General features: G+C 36.4%; 2 protein-coding genes. Both read right to left on the reverse strand.

The window, feature by feature from the left end; translation table 11 throughout:
* Positions 1–32 precede the first annotated feature (32 nt).
* Positions 33–200 (reverse strand): hypothetical protein, encoded by a 168-nt coding sequence (locus Q4519_RS21705; RefSeq protein ID WP_303516016.1) that lies wholly within the window; start codon positions 198–200, stop codon positions 33–35.
* 1 nt (position 201) lies between these two features.
* Positions 202–435 carry a hypothetical protein gene (locus tag Q4519_RS21710; RefSeq protein ID WP_303516019.1) on the reverse strand — a complete coding sequence of 78 codons (234 nt, stop codon included), beginning with the start codon at positions 433–435 and terminating at the stop codon, positions 202–204.
* Positions 436–483 lie beyond the last annotated feature (48 nt).

Below are 483 nucleotides of genomic sequence, written 5' to 3' on the forward strand. Positions count from 1 at the left end.
CAGGCTCATATCATTTCCTTAATCTATTGACGTTATTGTCTCAAAATTAAGTGTCCGATGGGATTAGACCAGAACACATCGCCATATAAAGGCACAATAAACGAGGTTTTTTCACCACCAGAATATAAGCGTCCCTTTACAGTTACTACATTACCATCAAACTTTTCAGGATGAATCAACACATCTCTAACATCTATCATTTTATCCTGCTATTTCCGTATGTACTGAACCAGTTTTATAATGAATTAAGTAATCTAAGTCTATTTTTGAAATCCCTGATATTTCCCTTGGAATCAGGTCATCTTTAGCGAAGATGGTAAAAGAATTAGCCTCTCCCTCCACATAAGCAATGTCACTTATCTTATTCACGAAAAGCTGGGGCACCCACCAAAATAAATAGGCAATTTTATACCAAGCCACCACAACAATTGCCAAATCTTATTTACTGATTAGCGACTAGATCATCTGCTGATGCTTCGTTAA

The organism is Motilimonas sp. 1_MG-2023, from assembly GCF_030547455.1.
Taxonomy (GTDB): Bacteria; Pseudomonadota; Gammaproteobacteria; order Enterobacterales; family CBDFNC01; genus Motilimonas.

Coding starts and splice junctions, on each gene's coding strand:
- Q4519_RS21705 (WP_303516016.1), bottom strand. CDS start 200: ATGATAGATGTTAGAGATGTGTTGATTCATCCTGAAAAGTTTGATGGT.